This window comes from Lactobacillus sp. UMNPBX17, assembly GCF_002553735.1.
In the GTDB taxonomy this organism is placed as follows: Bacteria; Bacillota; Bacilli; order Lactobacillales; family Lactobacillaceae; genus Lactobacillus; species Lactobacillus gallinarum.
The window spans coordinates 1-20,812 of the sequence record NZ_PCYT01000019.1; the positions used below are offsets into that span (position 1 = coordinate 1).

Genomic DNA, 20,812 nt, shown 5'->3' on the forward strand with positions numbered 1-20,812 from the left:
TACCAAGAAAAATATTGGCATATCATACACCAGATGAAATTTTTGAAAGAGAATTGGATCATATCTATCAAGCAGCTTAAGTGTTCAATTTATTATTGCAATTTACGAAAATTTTATTCTTTTAGAAAAAAGAGCAAAAAAATAACCCAACCAAATTGGTTGAGTCATTTATCTATTTAATAATTAGTCTTCATCAGCTGCTGCAGTGTAAACATTTTGAACATCGTCACTATCTTCAAGAGCATCAACTAAGTGTTCAAATTGTTCCTTCTTGTCTGCTGGAACTGGAGTAGTGTTTTGTGGAATCATAGTCAATTCAGCATCTGCAAGCTTGTAACCATCTTTAATAAGTGCGTCACGAACATCTGCAAATTGCTTTGGATCAGTGTAGATTTCAAATGCATCATCACTGGTTTGAAGATCATCACCACCAGCATCCATTACATCAAGCAATACTTGATCTTCATCAGCATCAGTAGTTGAACGGTCAATTACGATGTAGCCTTTACGATCAAACATGTAGGCAACAGAACCAGTAGCGCCAAGTGAACCACCATTACGAGTGAAGGCAACACGAACATCTGAAGCAGTACGGTTCTTGTTATCAGTCAAAGCTTCTACAAAAACAGCAACACCACCTGGAGCGTAGCCTTCATAAGTGATTTCATCGTAGTGTTCTTCTGAACCACCTTCAGCTTTTTTGATTGCCCGCTTGATGTTGTCCTTAGGCATGTTGTTTGAACGTGCCTTATCAATTACCATACGTAAGGTAGGATTCCCATCAGGATCAGGACCACCACTCTTTGCAGCCATATAAATTTCACGAGATAACTTTTGGAAAATTTTACCTCTCTTTGCGTCTTGCGCATTCTTGCGGCCTTGAATATTGTGCCATTTTGAATGTCCTGACATAAGGATCCTTCTTTCTTTTTTCTAATATTAATTAACGATATTATCTTAACTCACAGCACCTCAAAATTCAATGGTGTCAAATATTTAAAACTATTTTTTCTTCGTCGAATACTTATTTTTCAAAAATAGAATTAACATTACTAAAATAATCGCCGTTAAGGCACCAGATGCATCCAATATTACGTCATGTACGCTCGGTGTTCTATCTCCAGTCAAAAACTGATGATATTCATCAAAAGCCGCAAAAGCAATAGCCGCAAACCAGGTCAAAATTGGAGCTAGCCATTTAATTTTAAAAATGCGGCGCAAGCCTAAATAGCCAAAGCCACCTAATAAAAAGTATGAGCCAAAATGGGCCATCTTACGCAGAACAAATTGAGCAAGTCCTGCTCTACCATCTAGTTGTGCATTATGAAGGCGCCCACCATATGTAAAATTCCAGCCAGCTACAATATTTTCAAGCCAGCCAAAATATTTACTAACTGTGCCATCATGCAATTCCTGTTCATGATATGTCATTGAACTAGAAATAAATAAAAATACCAATACCAATAAAGCTAACAACAAAAAAAGCTTTTCTCGTTTCGTAAAATGAAATTTCTCCATAACTCTTTCCCTTAGTTTGATTTGAATAACTTCTTTTTACTTTAACAAAAAAAGCGGACTACGTTTAACTTTTTCATGTATTTTATAATTATTTTTACCAACTAGCTTTCTTTACGCCTGGAAGTTGACCTTGATGTGCTAAATCACGCATGCATTCTCTGCAAAGTCCAAACTTCCGGTAAACAGAATGTGGGCGACCGCAGCGCTCACAACGCGTATATTCTCTAGTTGAAAACTTTGCTACTTTTTTATTACGAATAATTTGTGATGTTTTTGCCATAAAAACCTCTATCTATGTCTTCTAATTCTTTCTACAGCAAGCTTCTTCTCCTTAGTTAAGAAATACAAGCCTACAAAAATAATACCGATTGCAATAAATTGAGCGTTCATTAGCATCCTCCCCTTTCGTTTTCATTTTTATTTTTATTTTTCTTACTTTTTGTTAGTTTTATTATGCGTGCTTACATTAAATAAGTAAAGTGCTAAATCAAAAATAGAAAGCGCTTTACACTGGTCCTAATAGTAATTTGTAGGTAAAATTTATAGTTGTAACAAGAGAGGAGACCGAATGCGCGAAAAATTTAAAAATAAATCGCCGGTATTTTCGTCTATCTAGTGGGAGTAAATAATTTTTAGATTTAGATATAGAAAAGGATGAAAATTACTTGGACGATTTAACATCAACAAATAAAATGAAAGCCATCACTTGGCCTGTTTTGACCTTGATGGCACTTTGTACTGTTATCGGCTTGGACGATATCATGTACAACTTCCAAAACCAAGGGATGCCAGTTATCACCTCTTGGATTATCATGTGTTTGCTTTATGTAACACCTTACTCATTAATGGTAGGACAATTAGGTTCTACGTTTAGTGAAGAAGGTGGTGGACTTTCATCATGGGTCCGCGGTACTGACGGAGAATTTTTAGGTTACTTCACTGCTTGGACATACTGGGCAGCCTCAATTCCTTATGCTGTAGACTCCGCTAACGAAATCATTGTCGACCTAGGTTGGGCATTGACCGGTTCAAAGGGATTCCAAGATAAAATTCCTACTACCATGTTTGCTGCTTTGACTTTCGTTGTGTTCATTGTTTTCATTATCGTTGAACACCACTTTGCCAACTCAATGGAATTCCTTTCCAGTATTGGTGGTGGTTTGATGGTTATTATGACTGTCTTGTTTGTTTTCCTTGCCTTTGTTGGTTTGGCAAAATCAGGCGGTCACATGGCTACCCAACCATTTACTTGGCACACAATCATTCCTAAATTCGACTTGCACTACTGGTCAACCGTCGGAATGTTAATCTATGCCATGAACGGGTGTGAACTGGTTGCACCATATGTAACTAAGATGAAGAAACCTAAGTCAGACTTCCCTAAGGCAATGATTACTTTAGCTATCATGACTGCTTTCTTAACTATCCTTGGTTCATTTTCACTTGGTATCTACTTTGACGCATACCACATTCCAAACGACTTGAAGATGAACGGTGCTTACTACGTATTCGACATGGTTGGTAAACAATTCGGTATGGGTAAATTCTTGCTTTACCTCTGGGCTTGGACATCATTATTGTTCAACTGTGCCTTGGTTGCCGTATTGCTTGATGCCATGACTAGAATGCTTATCTCCGATACTGGTGATAAGTACATGCCTAAGTTCTTACGTAAGAAGGACAAAAACGGCTTACCAATTAACGGTTACATCTTAACTGTTGCCCTTTCATCATTCATCATGATCTTAGGTATCTTCTTACCTGACATGAACGATATCTTCAACTGGTTGCTTAACTTGAACTCAATCGTTTCACCAGGTGTTACCTGCTGGATCTTCTACTCATTCATGAGAGTAAGAAAGAACTCAAAGAAGTACCCATCAAAATATGTCTACATTAAAAACGATAAACTTGCTTGGCTTGTTGGTCTTGCCTTGTTAGTTGTTACTGCCGTAGCAACCATCCTTGGTTTTGCACCACAAGATGTTAAGCAAGGCAGTGGCCTTTGGTGGTACGAATTGATCATCAACATTGTAGCCGTAATCGTACTGATCGGTTTGGGTGCAATTTTGCCAGGTATTAGACGTCGTGAAGAAGAATACGGCATTGCCTTTGACAAATCGCAATGGATTTGGATGGGAATTTTAATTATCGGTTCTATTATTCTTGACGTATGGCTTGGTAGTACCAAGATTCCAGCAAGAATCACAATGATTATAGTTGAAGCTATCGCTGCATTAATCATTACTTGGATTGTTGGACGCAGAAAACCTGCTAATGCGACAAAATAATACAACAAAAAGAAGCTAGAATTTGATCTAGCTTCTTTTTTTACAAATATTTACTTAAAAATTGATCTACACGTTTTTCATATTCTTTAGGGTAAGTTTCAAATGAACGAGCATGCGTTGCCTTTTTGGCTACCCACAGCTGCTTTGGTCCTTTAGCCGCAGCATAGTTTGCATAAACCATCTTGGTTGGTACAAATGGATCGTTGCCACCATGAATAAAGAACATCGGCTTATTATTCTTTTTCACTGATTTAACAGATGATGCATCTCCTAAATAAAAGCCTAGATTTGCCTTGCTAACAACGCTCAATAAGTCAACGGCTGCTGTAGCTACAGGTTTTGGCATATGGTATAGATCTTGTGCTTCATGCAAAAATTCATCTTTAACACTGGTATAACCACAATCTTCAATATAAGCCTTAACCTGCTTAGGCATCTTAATACCACTAGTCATCATAGTAGTAGCACCACCCATGCTGACGCCAAAGATTACTACTTTTTGATTCTTGCCTTCTTTAGCTATATCTTTTTCTACCCATTTACGAACGTCATACTTTTCAGGCCAGCCATAACCAATGTACTTACCTTGGCTTTGACCATGTGCACGAGCATCAGGAAGCAAAACGTTATAGCCTAATTCATGAAACATGCCTGCATATGGCCCCATGGTATCTTTATTGTTGCCAAAACCATGAAGAATCACTACAGTCTTATGCGAGTTCTTAGCTGGAATATAATTTGCATCTAAGCGATAATCACTTGTAGCCGACTTCATATACCAGTGTTGCTTCTTTACCTTGGCATACCATTTCTTTTTGGCAGCCAATGGATCTTTTTTCGTATTGTGCGAATATTTATTTAATACACTTTTTTCACCAGGCGTAAAAGCAACGTTAAAAAAGTATGCTTCACCTGCTCCAATTAGTGCTACAAGTACGGCTACTACTATCCCTATCGTTAGCCAAACTTTTTTGTGCTTTTTCTCATTCCTATTCAAAATGTCAACTCCTATACAAAACTAAAGAGTTTATTATACACTCTTTAGTTTTGTATGGAATATTGACATTTATAAAAATAAGTACTCTGTTTATATATACAAAAAGAGAGATGAGCAAATCATCTCTCTTTCTTATACCCATATTTTATGCAATTAGCCTAAATCTTCACCGTTTGAAGCAATAACCTTCTTATACCAATCAAAGGAATCCTTAGGCATTCTCTTTAAAGTTCCTTCACCGTTATCATCACGATCAACATAGATAAAGCCGTAACGCTTAGACATTTGACCAGTACCAGCTGAGACTTCATCGATACAGCCCCAAGTAGTGTAAGCACGAACATCAACGCCATCTTCGATCGCACGATTCATGGCTTCAATATGCATTCTCAAGTAGTCGATTCTGTAATCATCATGAATCTTGCTGTCATCGCTAATCTTATCAACAGCGCCAAGACCATTTTCTACAACCATCAATGGCAATTCGTAACGATCGTACATTACTTCGAGGTAATATTGCAAACCATCTGGATCAGTTGCCCAGCCCCATTCAGAATACTTAAGGTATGGGTTCTTAGCACCGGCTGCGAAGTTACCACCAACTTTATCTTCAATCTTGTGCGTAGTCACCACATTACTCATGTAGTAAGAGAAGGTGTACATATCGACAGTACCTTCAAGCATATCTTTCTTGTCTTGTTCAGTAATATCAAGATGTACGTTATGTTCCTTCCAAAGACGCTTAGCGAACGTTGGATACTTACCCTTACATTGTGCATCCCCACAATAGAAGATATCTTGTTCCCACATATGACGGTTAAGCAAAATATCCTTTGGATCTGGAGTAAGTGGATAATCAACGATACCACAAATCATGTTACCTATTACATAGTTTGGATCAATTTCGTGAGCCAGCTTAACTGCACGAGCACTTGCTACAAATTGATAGTGCAACTTTTGATATGCGTGTTGGTAAACCTTATCATCATCTACTTTATTTCCGAATGAGTTAAGCATTAATAAAGTAGTATTAATTTCGTTGAAAGTTAACCAGTACTTAACCAATCCCTTGTATTCATTAAACAAAGTCTTGGCATATTTAACGTACATGTCGATCATCTTACGATCGCCCCAGTCATGGTACTTTTCACTGAGGTAAAGTGGATCTTCATAGTGAGAAATAGTAACTAATGGTTCAATGCCATACTTTTTACATTCTTCAAAGACATTACGATAAAAATCAAGTCCAGCTTGATTTGGCTTTTCTTCATCGCCCTTTGGGAAAATTCTAGTCCAAGCAATTGAAAGACGGAAAACTTTAAAACCCATGTCAGCAAACATCTTAATGTCTTCCTTATAGTGGTGGTAAAAATCAATCGCTACATGGTTAGGGTAATAACTATCAGGATCAATCGCACCAACAGCTCCTTCAGGCAACCCCGCACCTGGCATAGCTGGTGTTTTTTCTAACTTACCATTCAACTTATAAGTCAACATTCTTGGTGCATCAAGACTACCGGCAGTTGTTATATCAGTTACTGATAAACCCTTACCATCAACATCATATGCACCTTCAATTTGGTTAGCAGCGGTAGCACCACCCCATAAAAAATTCTTTGGAAATGACATCTTTATCTCTCTTTCTATTATTGTAAGCAGTTACAGTTCATTATAGCCTAATTAATTTGAACTTGACCAGATACTTTAGCTCCTTCATCTTCACCTTGCAAAGATAAGATTTCTTGACCAACTTTAACTGCACCGTTAGCAACTTGGTTAACACTTTCATATTTCTTTGAATTGGTTACTACAACTGGAGTAGTTACTTCATAACCAGCCGCCTTGATATCTTTAATATTAAATTCAACTAATGGATCGCCAGCCTTAACTTCTTGGCCTTTTTGTACAAGAGTCTTAAAGCCTTTTCCTTGTAAGTTAACTGTATCCATACCGATGTGCATCAAAACTTCTGCACCGTCAGTAGTGTTAATTCCAACAGCGTGACCAGTTGGGAAAACAAGAGCAATCTTACCATCAGCTGGGGCGTGAAGAACACCTTCGTTTGGTTCAATAGCTACACCTTGACCCATGGCACCACTTGAGAATACTTCGTCTTTAATTTCTGATAAAGGTTTTACGTCACCGTTTAATGGTGAAACTAATTTTGTAGATGGATTTAATTTTTCTTCATTTTCACTTGCAGCAACAATTGGATTATTAGCAACTTCTGTTGCTTCGTTAGCTGCTTCAGCAACCTTTTGAGCTTGTTTCTTGTTGTATTCAGCATCAACTGATTTCTTACCGAAGATTAATTGCAAAATAAAACCAACGATAAATGCTACGACTGCGGATACAATAACACCAATAACTGGGATCATTGAACCACCTTTTGGATTAATGTAGGCAGGAATTGCAAAGAATCCCATTGAAGGCATCATGTAAAGTACTGAATGGAAGATACCCATAATTGCACCAGAAACGGCACCACCAATACAACTTAAAACAAATGGAGTTTTTCTTGGTAAAGTTACACCATAAATTGCTGGTTCAGTAACACCGAAGAGTCCTGAGAAGAAGGCACCTATTGCTGTATCTTTTAACTTCTTGTCCTTAGTTTGTTTAATAATTGCCAATACAACACCAATCTGTGCGTAACAAACCATACAAGTAAGAGCCAAAATTGGATCATAGCCTAAAGCTGCAATATTAGTTGTTGATACAGCAACCAAGCCCCAGTGAACACCGAAGATAACAAGTACTTGCCACAATGCACCAACAACCACACCGGCAACAATTGGACTAAAGTTGTAGATACCGGCCATGACTGCACCAATGGCATCACCAACCCAAGTCATTACAGGACCGATAGCAATAAATGCAACTGGTAAAGTAATAATAATAGTAAGCGCAGGTACAAGGAACATTTGCACAACCGTTGGAATCCATTTCTTTGCCCAGTGTTCGATAACGGAACCAAACCAAACAGCAAAGATAACTGGCAAAACAGTTGAAGTATAGTTCATAGTAACCACTGGAATGCCAAAGAAAGTTGTATGAATTTCAGAAGCAAATGGCGTACCTTGGAACAAAGTACCTAATACTGTTTTACTTGAAGCTAAACCAACCATCGTTGGGTAAGTTAATACAGCACCAATGGCTAAACCAATAAATTGATTCATGTGGAATCTTCTAGCAGTAGTTACACCCAAGAATATTGGTAAGAAGTAGAAGATACTATCACCAACGGCGTATAAAATTTGATATGCACCAGAAGTTTTTGAAAGCCAGCCCATTGCAGCTGCTAAAACAACTAAACCTTTGATAATACCGCCGGCACTAAGTGGTGCTAGGATATCAGTAAAGATTCCTGAAATTAAGGCAACAGCTTTATCAATGAAACTTGAATTATCATCTGCAACATCGTCATCAGGAACTTGACCACCGCCTGGGAAGCCTCCTTCCTTTAATACAGCATCGTAGACATCAGCAACCTCATTACCGATAACAACTTGATATTGTCCACCGGCCTTTACGACAGTAACAACACCGTCAGTATCTTTTAAGGCATCATCGTTTGCCTTTTTTTCATCCTTTAATTTAAAACGTAAACGTGTTGCACAGTGAACAACACTATTGACATTGTCTTTACCACCAACATCTTGAATGATGGTTTTGGCCAAATTATCATAATTCTTAGCCATTAGTCTTTCCCCCCTCAAAATAAAAACCCAAGCTACTCAAAAACTAAAGAACATAAATCATGCTCAACGTCTTTCAGTAACTTGGGTTAATGCCTAATTCTCTTAGTAACATACCTAAGTAACTTAGATATTTAGTTTTCTTGGCGACTAGTTACTCGCCAAATATGTAAAACCAAGTAAAATTTGTCATCTGTATCTAATGTCCAATTCATCTTGGCTTGTAAGTAAGTTGCGATTCGTTCTGCGGTTTCATAAGCTCTGCTGTATTTGATCTTCATGAAACCAAGCATCGCTGGATCAAGCGGTGCCTCATCCTTATGCTTATTTCTTAAAAATCTAACCAATAGAATACGCAAATGTGAAATAAAGCGACTGTAATTAAAAGAACTTGTATCGAGCTGCATCGAATATTGCAGTTGAATAATATCAATAATTCCATTAATCAAATTAGTAATCTGAACAGTTTCCTGTACTTGTGCCACATCACTTTTAGCATTGACTAAGTGATATGTCATAAAAATAGATTCACTTTCAGGTAATTCAATTTGCATGTTTTGATTAATTAGCTTTACCACCTTTTTAGCTACCACATATTCTTTGGGGTATAAATTTTTAACTTCCCAATTATTATTGGCTGGATCAATATCGATATGATCCTTAACCCTGGTAGCTGCAAAGTCAATGTGATCTGCTAAAGCAAGGTATTGAAAGTCATTAAACTTAACCTGAAGCAGCGGCTCAACCAACTGGATTATTTTATCAGTGACTTCCATTGTCTTGGGGTTAAACCTCTTAACTTGGTCAACTTCGTCTTTAGTAACAAAACGACGCTCAATTTTACTTTCATCTATCGGATCGCCCTTCTTGAGGCCAAATCCCACGCCCTTGCCTAAAACAATCTCTTCTTGACCTTGATCATTCATGGCTAAAGCAGCACTATTATTAAATGTTTTAAGAAATTTCACGGATACTCCTCACCACCCTGATATAAACAAAAAAGCTACTACGAAAATAATATACTCTAAGTATACTATAACTATTCGTAGTAGCTAAGACCTGATCGTATCAGTAATCCGCTCACTTACAGTTATTATAATAGCCAAAATTGTAAGCGGTGTCAATAGAACTTTGTTAAAAAGGGCAAATTATTTTAAAATATATGAAAAGCGAGGTATTCAAATGAAATTTGTCTTAGCGCCTGACTCTTTCAAAGAAAGCATGACAGCTTCAGAAGTATGTCAGGCAATGAAAAAAGGAATAAAAAAAGCCATTCCCGATGCAGAAGTAGTTTCTGTACCAATGGCTGACGGCGGTGAAGGTACAACCGATTCTTTAATTGATGCAACTAATGGTCAAAAACATTTTCTTAATGTGACTGATCCATTAGGCAAAAAAGTTAATGCCTATTATGGCATTTTAGGTGATCAAAAAACTGCAATCATCGAAATGGCACAAGCTAGTGGCCTAACGTACGTTGACAAAAATAATAGAACTCCTGAAACTATTATGAAGACTACTACCTACGGTACTGGTGAATTAATTAATGATGCATTAAAGCATAACGTAAATAAAATTATCATTGGTTTAGGCGGCAGTAGTACTAATGATGGCGGCGCCGGCATGGCACAAGCAATTGGTGTAAAATTTTTTGATCAAAATAATCATGAAATAACTAAAAAACTTGGTGGTGGTGATTTAAACCAAATAGCTAAAATAGATCTTTCTGCCATTAATCCTCGACTAAAAGACGTTCAAGTTTTAATAGCTAGTGATGTTACTAATCCGCTTACCGGACAAAATGGTGCTTCTGCCGTCTTCGGTCCACAAAAAGGTGCAGATGCTCAGGCAGTGAAAAAATTAGATCAAAACTTATCACACTATGCCGCACTCATTCAACAAACCTGCAAAAAAGACGTTGCCGCAATTCCGGGAAGCGGAGCTGCGGGCGGCCTTGGTGCTGGTCTTCTCGCCTTTACAAATGCCACAATTCATCATGGTGTAGAGCTTATCGCTCACGAAACTCATTTAGCTGACAAAATTAAAGGTGCAGATTTTGTTTTCACCGGTGAAGGTGGAACTGATTTTCAAACTAAATTTGGTAAGACCCCTTATGGTGTTGCTCAAATCGCTAAAAAAGATAATATTCCCGCTATTTCACTAGCAGGTTATTTGGGTGAAGGGATCGAACAACTATATGATGAAGGTTTTACCGCTATCTTCGGCATTCTTGATAAAGCTGAAGATATACGTCAAGCACTAAAAGACGGACCCAAAAATATTGCGCGTACTACCGAAAATATCGTGCGTTTAATCATAAGTACGAAAAAAGGATGAGCTTTTACTCATCCTTTTCATTTGCTAATTTTTTAACTAATGCGTCGCATCCCTTATAAATTTCATTATACGCAGTATCAAAATCATTCGTATACCATGGATCATCCACATCTTGGTAAGAACCTGCAAACTCTAGTAATTTATGTTCCTTATGTTGAGGATCCCCACCTGTAATGCGATTCATATCTGCAAAATTTTCTTCATCCATACAAATCAAATATTCATATTTATCATAATCAGCAGCAGTCATTTGACTTGCTCGATGACTACGATCGTATGGAATCCTATTCTTCTCTAATTCTCTTTGAGTTCTAGTATCAATTGATCTACCTATTGCATCTTGCGTTGTAGCTTTAGATTCTGCCAAATATGAATTTTCTAATCCATTTTCTTTAATTAAATGTTGCATAATTGCTTCCGCCATAGGTGAACGACAAATATTACCATGGCAAATAAACAAAATCTTTTTCATCTTTTATTTTATCCTTTTCATTAGACTAACGATAAATGGCCATCCAATAGCAGTACCTATTGCAATTATTAGCCCTAACCATATATTAGAGGACAAGGTTACCAAAATACCACTATAAACTCTGCTTTGAAGTGATGTCATCACTTCATTAGAGAAAATCCATAAAACGACAAATGATCCTAGTGCTGCAATTGTCAACGGTATTGAGGCCCAAGCACGACCAAAAATAATTAGAATAGCTGCTAACAAAAATAATAAACCTACGCCAAAAATAGAATATTCATAAATAATGATAACATGAGAAATCTCTTCTGATTTTTCATCCAGTTTATTATTAATCTGTTTTACTAGATATTCATTAATTATTTCCTCTAATTTTGTTTTACTAGTCAATCCTAAATCTGTGGTTGATAATTTTCCTTTTTCATTATACTTTTCACATAATCGATATAAGTCAGCATAAGACATTTCAATTTGATATTTCTTAGGCAATTGATCTAATAAAGTTTGCTCTAGCCCTGTATCTTCTAGCAACTGCACACCGATTTTTAAGTTAGAATTATCAGACTCCTGAACAACTCGATTAATCACTTCTTTGCCCATTGCCTGCGTATCATTAATTTTTAAACTAACATTGCTTGTTAACAGTAGGAAAAAGGAAATCACCGTACAAGCAACCATGATTAGGCGCAATAGTATGTTTACTATACTTTTCATATCATATATCTACCTTTTTTCTGCTTTTTCAAAAATCAATTTATTAATTGCATATGCTATTCCAGCTTCGTCATTAGACTTGGTAACAAAATCGGCTTTATCTTTAATTGCATCGATGGCATTACCCATAGCTACTTTGTTAAAATCGGCAACTTCAAACATTGACATATCATTGCCTTGGTCACCGAAAATCATCACTTCATTATCGTTAATATTTAATTTTTGGGCTAATTCATGCACTGCATTACCTTTTGAAGCATCCTTTTTATTAATTTCCCAGATTTTTGGATCGCTTCGTGCCACATTATAATTTTGTTTAAAATCTGGTGTAAATTGCTGACCTAATCGATCCAGCTTGTCTTCTTCTCCAATAAATTCAGCTTTAATAAACGTGAAATCACGAGGTATTTCGGCGAAATCTTTAACTACAAAAGGAGTAGCACTAACCGCCGACATCTTAGCCATTTGCGTAGAAATTAATCGATCTAAAGTCACATAATCATGCTTTCTCATAAAGTGAAGATTAATCCCAGGATTTTGCTCTTGAATGCTCAGCATTTTCTTAAATTCGGCATAATCAAATTGATGACTAATTAAAACTTTTCCAGAAACAGATTGAACTAACCCACCATTATATAAAACGGCATAATCATCTTGACCAACTATTCCCAAATCTTCCATATACGGAACTACACCTGGAAGTGGACGACCTGATGCTGGCACAATTTTTATACCAAATTGATCTGCTTTTTTTAATACTTTTTTGGTTTCTTCACCAATTTGATTATTGGACTGCAAAAGAGTGCCATCCATATCAACTGCAATTAACTTAATCATTACTTATCCTTACAAAACAAACTTCTTCAAAGCCTTAGCAATACCGTTATGATCATTATCATCAGTCACATAGTCAGCTTTATCTTTAATCGCACCAATGGCATTTCCCATTGCTATTTTCATAAAGTTAGGATTTGAAAACATAGAAATATCGTTTCCTTGGTCACCAAAGATCATCACATCTTTTTGATCAATCTTAAGTCTGCTTGCCAAATCCATCAAAGCATTCCCTTTAGAAGCACCTAACGCATTTAACTCGATAATACTATCAAAACTACGTACGATATCATATGTGTCAAAAGCCCAGGATGGCAAATTATTCCAAAGTTTTTCAACTTGATCACTGCCTTCCCACGAAGTAAACCCTACTTTATTAAAGGTAAAATCTTGTGGAATATCCTTACGTTCTCTTACTTTCATAATATTGTTAGTCAAGGCAGCGTTAATTTGCATTTGGACAGATAAATCGTGATCACAGGTCAAGAAATACTTAGTAGTCTCAAAGTGCACATTAACATGACTTAAACGTTGGAAGCGAAGCATGTTGTTAAAATCTTGATAATTAAGCTCCTGACTCATCAATACTTTACCAGCAATAGTTTGAATAACCGCTCCATTAAAAACAATTGCATATTGGTCATCACCTGATAATCCCAATTGCTTTGCAAATGATAAAACGCCTGAAAGTGGTCGACCTGTTGCTAGTACTACTTTTATTCCATTTTCAGAAGCGACCCTGAGCATTCTTTGCGTTTCCGGTAAAATTGTATTACTACTTGATAATAAAGTGCCGTCCAAATCAACTGCAATTAATTTTATCGCCATTTTTATTCCTCCCTTGACTAAAAAACAAAGCTATTTTTAATTATACAAAAAGCCGTGAGCCAACTCACGACTTTTAGTTTGAATAAATAATTATTACTTACCCATTTCCTTCTCAACTACTTTAACGATGCGGTCAACATATGCATCAGTTTCTTCTTGAGTAGGACCTTCTGCCATTACTCTAAGAAGATCTTGTGTACCTGAAGGACGAACAAGTACACGACCATTGCCGTTCATATCTTTTTCAACTTCAGCAATTACATCAAGAATTGGTTGATGTTCTTTCCAGCTCTTCTTATCCTTAACTGGAACATTTACTAAGCATTGTGGGTAATCCTTGAAGTCCTTTAAAAGTTCACTAAGTGACTTGCCAGTCTTCTTCATAACTAACATCAAGTGAAGACCAGTAAGCATACCGTCACCAGTGTTGTGGTAGTCGCTCATAATAACATGACCTGATTGTTCACCACCAAGGTTGTAACCATGAGCACGCATTTCTTCAGAAACGTAACGGTCACCAACTTGAGTACGGATATTCTTTAAGCCTTCCTTTTCAAGAGCCTTAGTAAATCCGAGGTTACTCATTACAGTTGTAACGATAGTATCCTTCTTAAGACGTCCATGTTCAGCTAAATATGAACCGATAACGTACATAATGTGGTCACCGTCAACTTCATTACCGTTTTCGTCAACAGCAATACAACGATCGGCATCTCCATCAAATGCCAAGCCAAGTTGTGCACCTTGCTTAACAACTTCTTTTTGTAAGTTCTCAGTATGAGTTGCACCACAGTGATCATTGATGTTTAAACCATTTGGATGAGTGTAAATAGTAGTAAAGTCTACGCCACAGTCAGCAAACAATCTAGAAATAAGAGCACTTGAAGCACCATTAGCACCATCAATTACTACTTTAATACCACTTAAATCTTCTGGAATAGTATTTTCGATAAATTGTAAGTACTTAGCACTACCTTCATGGAAGTCAGTCACAGTACCTAAGCCTTCTGCAGAAGGACGTGGTAAAGTATCTTCCTTAGCATCAATTAACTTTTCAATTTCTTCTTCCATTTCGTCTGAAAGTTTCAAGCCATCGCTACCAAAGAACTTAATACCATTGTCCTCAACAGGGTTATGAGATGCTGAAATTTGTACACCAGCATCTGCACCTTGTGCTCTAACTAAGTATGAAAGCCCTGGAGTAGTAATTACACCAACCTCAAGAACTTCAATACCAACTGAAAGAAGACCTGAAATAAGTGCATATTCAAGCATTTGACCAGAAATACGAGTATCGCGAGAAACTAAAACTTTAGCTTGTTCGCCTTCCTTTTTGTTCTTAGTCAAAACATATCCACCATCACGACCTAATTTAAAAGCCATTTCTGGAGTTAAGCCTTGATTAGCTACGCCACGAACACCATCAGTTCCGAAATATTTAAGCATTTAATAAACAACCTTTCTTGCTACCTAAATTTAATTATTTACGCTCTTCGCTTTAATCACTATCTGTACATATGAAGGGTCAGCTCGAGCAACACCCTTAGGCAATACCAAAGGATAGTTCTTCACTGTTGAAGAATGAATCTCCTTCAAATCAACATCAACATCCAATTTCTTTATTTTAGCTAATGTTGACTCTTGCCCATAGAGAGTAACTTCATCATTCTTAGCTGTCACCGAATATACCTTATTACTATCTTCGTTTTTAGGTTTCAAATTCAATTTGACCTTTTTATGTGATAAAGAAATAGGAAGTCTTGCTCTTACTGTAGATGGATTAATTACCACATTTAGCTGACGCCCCTTATTATCTTCAGCTACCAACATCACTTGTCTCTCATAGGAGTGATTAATGCCATTAGGCAAACCTAATTTAGCTACAATTTGATCAATTTGATTAACTTCGCCTTTTGCTCCTGTGACTTCAACTTTTTGTGGATCGACGCTGGCCGTTCCAATATCATATCCATCTGCAACAGCATTTTTATTATACTCTATTTGCACTGGCATGGTACTAGATTTTCGTCGTTCAATGTCTACATTAACGGTAGCCGGGTTAATCGTATACGAAAGTTGACTATTGAGTCCAGTAACTTGAACTTTAACCGTTTGTTTTCCTGTCTTTTTATGAGTTAAATCAATATATGCTCTAAAACTTTGAGTATTAACAGTTGAAGTCACCAATGCATTTGATCCCTCTAAAGTAATCTTAACTTTTTCGGGATAGCCAACTACGTAATACTTATCAGTATCTACAGATACTTGCAAGGGTACACTAATTGTCTGAGTTTCACTAGCTGTTTGCCGAGTTTTCTTTGGTTCACCTTGAGTGACAAAACCCGTTTGGGTTGAATCAATATAAACTACTAACAAAATAGCAAATAATAGCGAGACCACTCTGATAAACCAACGTTTATCCCAAAAATCTTTCATCGGCCCGCACCCCATTTCCAAACTTTGTTAATTACTCGACGAATCCAAGGAATTTTCTTTTCTTCTTTAGGTACCAGTTGCGCATTAAGATATTTAAGATACTCTTCTCTAGTTAAATCTAGTAAGAAGCGTCCATTTTTAGTAATTGTAACGCCACCGGTTTCTTCTGATACTACAATTGTCACAGCATCTGTAACTTCAGAAATTCCGACGGCTGCACGGTGTCTAGTTCCCAATCTTTTCGGAATCATGCTGCTATCAGATAAGGGCAAATAAGCTGCTGCTACTGCAATTCGGTTATTATTAATAATAACCGCACCGTCATGAAGTGGCGTATTAGGAATGAAAATATTGATTAATAATTCACCGGTAATGTCAGCATCAAGCTTAATCCCAGTTTCAATATAATCATCCAAACCCGTATCCTGCTGGATAGTAATCAATGCACCGATACGTCTTTTAGACATATACTGAATAGCCTTGTCCAATTCTTGCACCATCTTCACAGACTTAGCATGAGCACTTTCACCACGCCCACTAAAAATTGGTGTCCGACCTAATCTTTCTAGTCCACGTCTAATTTCTGGTTGGAATATTACAATAATTCCAATTACTGCCCAGGATACAATTTGATCGACTATATACGTTACGGCATGCAATTGTAATAAACCAGCGATAATTCTCACAATAAAGATAAAAACTATCCCTTTGGCTAATTGCACTGCTTTGGTACCCCGAATTAGCATAATCAAGCGATAAACTAAATACCAAATGATTAAAATATCGAGAGCAATCGAAAAATTATTCCATGTAAATAAGTTAGAGAAATTAAAATGCATTTACGACTCCTTTCTATCTTGATTATAACTGACCAGCTGTAAAAAACATATCCACTTTTAGCGGGCATACATCTTAAATTCTAAAAACAGGTCATTATATTCTTGCGTCTTCTTAGGACCTAAATCTTTAAAGACTTGCAAGTTTCGCAGCGTTTTTTCATCAGGATAAAATTGCTTATCTTCTCTTACTCTCTTTGGCAACAAATGCTGCGCCTTAATATTTGGCGTTGCATATCCTACATATTCCGCATTTTGTGCCGCATTTTCAGGTTTAAGCATAAAATTGATAAATTGAAGAGCCGCTTTTTTATTTTTGGCAGTTTTAGGAATAACAAAGTTATCAAACCACAAGTTGGAGCCTTGTTCTGGCACAATATAGTGTAGATGTGGATTATTTTCCATCATTTCATGTGCTTCCCCTGACCAGGTTAACCCAATAGCGGCTTCATTTTGAATCATATACATCTTCATCTCATCAGATATAATCGCTTTAATATTAGTACCTAAACTATCTAGCTTTGTTTGCGCTAGACGTAATCTTAAACTGCTCGTAGTATTCATAGAATAGCCTAATGAAACTAAAGATATTCCCATCGCATCCCTAGCAGAATCCACTAATAAGATCTGATTGCGATATTTTTTAGACCAAAGATCATTCCAATTTTTAATGGCACCTTTTTTGACAAATTTATCATTATAAACAATTCCCAACGTTCCCCAGAAATAAGGGACTGAGTAATCATTGTTTTGATCAAAAGATTTGTGCAAAAAACTCTTGCCGATATATTTCATATTAGGGATTTCTTTTTTATCCAGTTGATCTAGTAAATGAGCCTTGCGCATTTTGGTAACCATATATTCAGAAGGAATAGTTAGATCGTAAGCTGTTCCTCCCTGCTTAATCTTGGTATACATTGCTTCATTAGAATCAAAGGTTTCATATACCACATGATAACCAGTCTGCTTTTCAAACTTTTTTACTAATTGCGGATCTAAATAATCGCCCCAATTGTAAATGATTAAGTTTTGTCCGTTACCTGCAGCAGCCGGCTTTTCTAATTGATGAGCCCAAAACGCAAGTCCTAAACATGCTAGAAGAATTGCTCCAATGGCAATGATGATTTTTTTCATTTGACCAATCCTCCTATTACCCTATGATTCTTGCGTCTGCTCTTTTTAGTGGTAATAAAGTAATATATTCCTACTAAAAGTAAGACGAACAAAAACATCACTGTACTTAAGGCATTAACTTCTAGATCAATCCCTTGACGTGCTCTTGAATAGATTTCTACAGACAAAGTTGAAAAGCCATTTCCAGTAACAAAAAATGTCACGGCAAAATCATCTAGTGAATATGTTAATGCCATGAATAAACCGGAAAAAATGCCCGGCATGATCGTCGGAATCAATACGTGACTAAACACTTGCCATGAATTAGCACCTAAATCTCGTGCGGCATCGATCAGAGAGTAGTCCATTTCGTTAAGTCGCGGCAAGACCATCAAAACTACGATTGGAATAGAAAAAGCAATGTGACTAAGTAAAACGGAGCCGAAATTTAATCCTATTCCTAATGCAGTAAAGAAAATCAAAAAACTAGCACCAATAATCACGTCAGGTGAAACCATCAATACATTATTTAATGCTAAAGTAGTATTTTTATGTGCTTCTTTTTTCATGGCACTAATCGCAATCGCACCAAAAGTACCAATAATCGTCGCAATTAAACTAGAGAGAAGTGCCAATAAAATCGTCTCTAAAAATATTGCTAGTAAACGATTATCTTGAAATAAAGTTTGATAATGAGCAAAAGTAAAATGCTCAAACTTATTCATATTTTTTCCACTTGAAAAAGAGAAATAAATCAAATAAAAAATAGGCACATATAATAAAACCAATGTGAAAGAAAGATAGATTCTAGCTATTAAATGCTTGTTTCTCATAGATTAACCTTCTTCCTCTTAGTCTTCTTATTGGTAAGAAGCATTACCAATATCATCAATACGATCAAAACCACACCAATCGTGGCACCCATGTTCCAATTCATGGTTGTCATGAAATACTCTTCGATTGCGGTACCTAAAGTTATAACTTTGTTACCACCAATTAAACGCGTCAACATAAATAGTGATAACGATGGAATAAAGATCGCTTGCACACCACTTTCAACTCCAGGACGAGACAGCGGCCATAATACATAGCGAAATGTTTGCCACTTGCTTGCTCCCAGATCTTCTGACGCTTGGATTACCGCTGGCGAAATTTCTTTAATCGCATTAAAAATTGGCAAAATCATGAATGGAATTTCAATGTAAGTTGCAACAAAAATAAAAGCGAAGTCGGTAAATAAAATATTTACGGGGCCGATGCCAAACAAGTGCAAAAACTTATTTACTAGACCGTTATTACCCAAAATCCCAATAAAAGCATATGCTTTCAATAATAAATTAATCCAAGTTGGCAAAATAATTAACAAAAGCCATAACTGTTGATTTTTCATCTTGGTTAAAAAATAAGCCGCAGGATACGAAATCAGTAGTGTAATTAAAGTAATTAAAAAGGCATACCAAAACGAATTAATCATCATTTTAAGAAAAGTACCGTTCTTAAAAAATGTAACGTAATTACTCAAAGTAAAGCTATGACTACTATCTGTGAACGAATACCATAAAATAAGCAAAATTGGCAAAATGACAAATAAAATAATCCAAGCTAAATATGGGACTAAAAAGAAAGCTTTTTTAGTTTTCATTTTCATCCCCCTCATACTTCTCTATCCGCGCATCAAAGTCTTCCTGACTTTCATTAAGCCGCATAACGTGAATATCTTCGGGATCAAAGAACAAGCCCACGCGTTCACCCAATTTCACTCCATTAGTTGAATGAATTAGCCACTCATTTTCATTAGCATCTAAAGCTTTGATCTCAAAGTGATCACCTAAAAATAATTGTGTTTGCGCAGTAACTACAATATTGCCTTTTTCAGGTGCAACAATATCCAAATCTTCAGGCCGAATTACCACTTCAACCTTTTCGTTTGGTTTAATCCCACCATCCGCACATTTAAACTTATTATTAGCAAATTCAACTTCATAATCTTTAATCATTCGTCCTGATAAGATATTAGAATCGCCAATAAAACGCGCAACAAAATCATTAACCGGTTCATCGTAGATTGCAACAGGACTACCGCTTTGTTGGATCATGCCATCGTTTAAAACAAAAATTTCATCACTCATTGAAAGAGCTTCTTCTTGATCATGAGTAACAAAAATAAAAGTAATCCCAAGCTTCTTTTGAATAGCTCTCAATTCAAATTGCATGTCTTTACGCAAACGCTTATCAAGAGCCGACAGTGATTCATCAAGTAGCAACACTTTTGGTTCATTAACAATTGCCCGGGCAATTGCGACACGCTGTTGTTGACCACCACTAAGTTCAGAAATCTCACGATTAGCATACCCATCCAGGCGCACCATATGGAGGGCCTCTTTAACAGCAGGCTTAATTTTATCCATCGGTTGCTTTTTAATCTTTAGACCAAAAGCAACATTTTCAAAGACATTTAAATGCGGAAAAAGTGCATAATTCTGAAAGACAGTATTAATATGTCGCTTAGCTGCATCTAAATCTGTAATGTCTTTTCCATCGAAAAAGACTTGCCCACTACTTGGTTGTGAAAAGCCAGCAATAATACGCAAAATAGTTGATTTACCGGATCCACTTGGGCCAAGCAAAGAATAAAATTTTCCCGATTCAATTGTTAAATTAATATCCTTAAGCGCAACGAAACCATCATCATATTGCTTAGTAATGTGCTTTAACTTAATAATATCCATTCCATC

20 protein-coding genes are annotated in these 20,812 nt (G+C 36.5%); 2 read left to right on the plus strand and 18 right to left on the minus strand.

Going from position 1 to position 20,812, the window contains the following annotated elements:
- Window positions 1–183 precede the first annotated feature (183 nt).
- The 3 genes from CP368_RS04510 to CP368_RS04520 form a co-directional block, all read right to left on the minus strand.
- Window positions 184–912 carry a YebC/PmpR family DNA-binding transcriptional regulator gene (locus tag CP368_RS04510; RefSeq protein WP_003626106.1) on the minus strand — a complete coding sequence of 243 codons (729 nt, stop codon included), beginning with the start codon at window positions 910–912 and terminating at the stop codon, window positions 184–186.
- A gap of 90 nt (window positions 913–1,002) precedes the next feature.
- Entirely contained in the window at window positions 1,003–1,518 is a 516-nt protein-coding gene (locus tag CP368_RS04515) for a VanZ family protein (protein ID WP_056945447.1), read from the minus strand.
- A gap of 94 nt (window positions 1,519–1,612) precedes the next feature.
- Window positions 1,613–1,798 (minus strand): type Z 30S ribosomal protein S14, encoded by a 186-nt coding sequence (locus tag CP368_RS04520; RefSeq protein ID WP_025005122.1) that lies wholly within the window; start codon window positions 1,796–1,798, stop codon window positions 1,613–1,615.
- A gap of 385 nt (window positions 1,799–2,183) precedes the next feature.
- On the opposite strand from CP368_RS04520, the gene CP368_RS04525 reads away from it, so the two are divergent.
- Complete coding sequence (locus CP368_RS04525; protein WP_098045786.1) at window positions 2,184–3,809, plus strand: APC family permease; 1,626 nt, start codon at window positions 2,184–2,186, stop codon at window positions 3,807–3,809.
- A gap of 40 nt (window positions 3,810–3,849) precedes the next feature.
- Here CP368_RS04525 and CP368_RS04530 read toward each other — a convergent pair whose 3' ends face one another.
- From CP368_RS04530 to CP368_RS04545, 4 genes are all read right to left on the minus strand, one after another.
- Window positions 3,850–4,806, minus strand: coding sequence for an alpha/beta hydrolase (locus CP368_RS04530; protein WP_087235391.1), 957 nt, complete (start codon window positions 4,804–4,806; stop codon window positions 3,850–3,852).
- A 153-nt stretch (window positions 4,807–4,959) separates the two neighbouring features.
- Window positions 4,960–6,435, minus strand: coding sequence for a glycoside hydrolase family 1 protein (locus CP368_RS04535; RefSeq protein WP_087175665.1), 1,476 nt, complete (start codon window positions 6,433–6,435; stop codon window positions 4,960–4,962).
- Between the two features lie 47 nt (window positions 6,436–6,482).
- Window positions 6,483–8,507 carry a beta-glucoside-specific PTS transporter subunit IIABC gene (locus tag CP368_RS04540; RefSeq protein WP_098044049.1) on the minus strand — a complete coding sequence of 675 codons (2,025 nt, stop codon included), beginning with the start codon at window positions 8,505–8,507 and terminating at the stop codon, window positions 6,483–6,485.
- Between the two features lie 131 nt (window positions 8,508–8,638).
- Window positions 8,639–9,472 (minus strand): PRD domain-containing protein, encoded by an 834-nt coding sequence (locus CP368_RS04545; protein ID WP_025005127.1) that lies wholly within the window; start codon window positions 9,470–9,472, stop codon window positions 8,639–8,641.
- Between the two features lie 214 nt (window positions 9,473–9,686).
- On the opposite strand from CP368_RS04545, the gene CP368_RS04550 reads away from it, so the two are divergent.
- Window positions 9,687–10,841: a glycerate kinase gene (locus CP368_RS04550; protein WP_087235393.1), complete on the plus strand. Its 1,155-nt coding sequence runs from the start codon at window positions 9,687–9,689 to the stop codon at window positions 10,839–10,841.
- 4 nt (window positions 10,842–10,845) lie between these two features.
- Here the strand turns inward: CP368_RS04550 and CP368_RS04555 are convergent, their stop codons facing one another.
- The 11 genes from CP368_RS04555 to CP368_RS04605 form a co-directional block, all read right to left on the minus strand.
- Complete coding sequence (locus CP368_RS04555; RefSeq protein ID WP_098044050.1) at window positions 10,846–11,313, minus strand: low molecular weight protein-tyrosine-phosphatase; 468 nt, start codon at window positions 11,311–11,313, stop codon at window positions 10,846–10,848.
- Window positions 11,314–11,316: 3 nt separating this feature from the next.
- Window positions 11,317–12,030: a hypothetical protein gene (locus CP368_RS04560; RefSeq protein ID WP_098044051.1), complete on the minus strand. Its 714-nt coding sequence runs from the start codon at window positions 12,028–12,030 to the stop codon at window positions 11,317–11,319.
- A gap of 9 nt (window positions 12,031–12,039) precedes the next feature.
- Window positions 12,040–12,867: a Cof-type HAD-IIB family hydrolase gene (locus CP368_RS04565; protein ID WP_098044052.1), complete on the minus strand. Its 828-nt coding sequence runs from the start codon at window positions 12,865–12,867 to the stop codon at window positions 12,040–12,042.
- Window positions 12,868–12,876: 9 nt separating this feature from the next.
- Window positions 12,877–13,692 (minus strand): Cof-type HAD-IIB family hydrolase, encoded by an 816-nt coding sequence (locus CP368_RS04570; protein ID WP_087235397.1) that lies wholly within the window; start codon window positions 13,690–13,692, stop codon window positions 12,877–12,879.
- A 93-nt stretch (window positions 13,693–13,785) separates the two neighbouring features.
- Window positions 13,786–15,138, minus strand: coding sequence for a phosphoglucosamine mutase (glmM, locus tag CP368_RS04575; RefSeq protein WP_087175660.1), 1,353 nt, complete (start codon window positions 15,136–15,138; stop codon window positions 13,786–13,788).
- 30 nt (window positions 15,139–15,168) lie between these two features.
- Window positions 15,169–16,128 (minus strand): YbbR-like domain-containing protein, encoded by a 960-nt coding sequence (locus CP368_RS04580; RefSeq protein WP_098044053.1) that lies wholly within the window; start codon window positions 16,126–16,128, stop codon window positions 15,169–15,171.
- Window positions 16,125–16,967 (minus strand): diadenylate cyclase CdaA, encoded by an 843-nt coding sequence (gene cdaA / locus CP368_RS04585; RefSeq protein ID WP_025005134.1) that lies wholly within the window; start codon window positions 16,965–16,967, stop codon window positions 16,125–16,127. Before cdaA ends, CP368_RS04580 begins: the two co-directional genes overlap by 4 nt.
- Window positions 16,968–17,024: 57 nt before the next feature.
- Window positions 17,025–18,098 carry an ABC transporter substrate-binding protein gene (locus CP368_RS04590; RefSeq protein ID WP_025005135.1) on the minus strand — a complete coding sequence of 358 codons (1,074 nt, stop codon included), beginning with the start codon at window positions 18,096–18,098 and terminating at the stop codon, window positions 17,025–17,027.
- Entirely contained in the window at window positions 18,095–18,910 is an 816-nt protein-coding gene (locus CP368_RS04595; protein ID WP_025005136.1) for an ABC transporter permease, read from the minus strand. The genes CP368_RS04590 and CP368_RS04595 overlap by 4 nt, the downstream gene beginning before the upstream one ends.
- Window positions 18,907–19,719, minus strand: coding sequence for an ABC transporter permease (locus CP368_RS04600; protein ID WP_025005137.1), 813 nt, complete (start codon window positions 19,717–19,719; stop codon window positions 18,907–18,909). Before CP368_RS04600 ends, CP368_RS04595 begins: the two co-directional genes overlap by 4 nt.
- On the minus strand, window positions 19,709–20,806 hold the full coding sequence (locus CP368_RS04605; RefSeq protein WP_098044054.1) for an ABC transporter ATP-binding protein: 1,098 nt from the start codon (window positions 20,804–20,806) through the stop codon (window positions 19,709–19,711). Before CP368_RS04605 ends, CP368_RS04600 begins: the two co-directional genes overlap by 11 nt.
- Window positions 20,807–20,812: the final 6 nt, after the last annotated feature.